2 protein-coding genes are annotated in these 507 nt (G+C 69.0%); both read right to left on the bottom strand.

Annotation, left to right across the window (positions count from 1 at the left end):
* Positions 1-233: glycosyltransferase N-terminal domain-containing protein (locus ACP4IX_RS36660; protein ID WP_426559029.1), on the bottom strand; the 233-nt coding region annotated here is incomplete at its 3' end.
* Positions 226-507 (bottom strand): hypothetical protein (locus ACP4IX_RS36655; RefSeq protein ID WP_426559027.1); only part of this gene is annotated, 282 nt, incomplete at its 5' end. The genes ACP4IX_RS36655 and ACP4IX_RS36660, both read right to left, overlap by 8 nt.

Below are 507 nucleotides of genomic sequence, written 5' to 3'. Positions count from 1 at the left end.
AGCCGCTCGATCAGTCCCGCCGCCGCAAGCACCTCGCCGACACTCGCGCCATGAATCCAGATCAGCGGTCCGGGCGGGCGCTCCACGCTGGCAACGCCGCGGCGTTCGCCGAGCCGCTCGGGATCTTCCTTGCCCTGCTTCAGCCGGCGCGCGATCAGCGGCGCTGCGAGCGGCGCGGCAAGAGCCGACAGCCGCCGGTACGCCGCAAGCGTCGCTGGGAGCGCGCTAGGCATGAAGACCCTCGTTCGGGAGACCGACCAGGTCGTAGGCGCGGCGCGTCACGTCGTTCAACCGCTCTTCGAGTTGCAGGCGCAGCTTCTGCATCGTCTCGGTGTCCGCATCGCGCGGCACCCAGAGAATCTCGCCCGCGGCAATGACGCCACGCCCGAATGGCAAATGAATGACCGAGCGGTCCCAGTTGTTGAGGCGTTTGAACCGGCTGGTGGCGATCGCCACCGGCCGGATCGGCCGTCCGGACTCGCGCGCCAGCATGATAATGCCGAGGCC

The sequence above is a fragment of the Streptomyces sp. WG5 genome (assembly GCF_049974565.1).
Taxonomy (GTDB): Bacteria; Actinomycetota; Actinomycetes; order Streptomycetales; family Streptomycetaceae; genus Streptomyces.
Note: the sequence above shows the minus strand (reverse complement) of the source record. Positions and strands in the feature narration are given on the sequence as shown.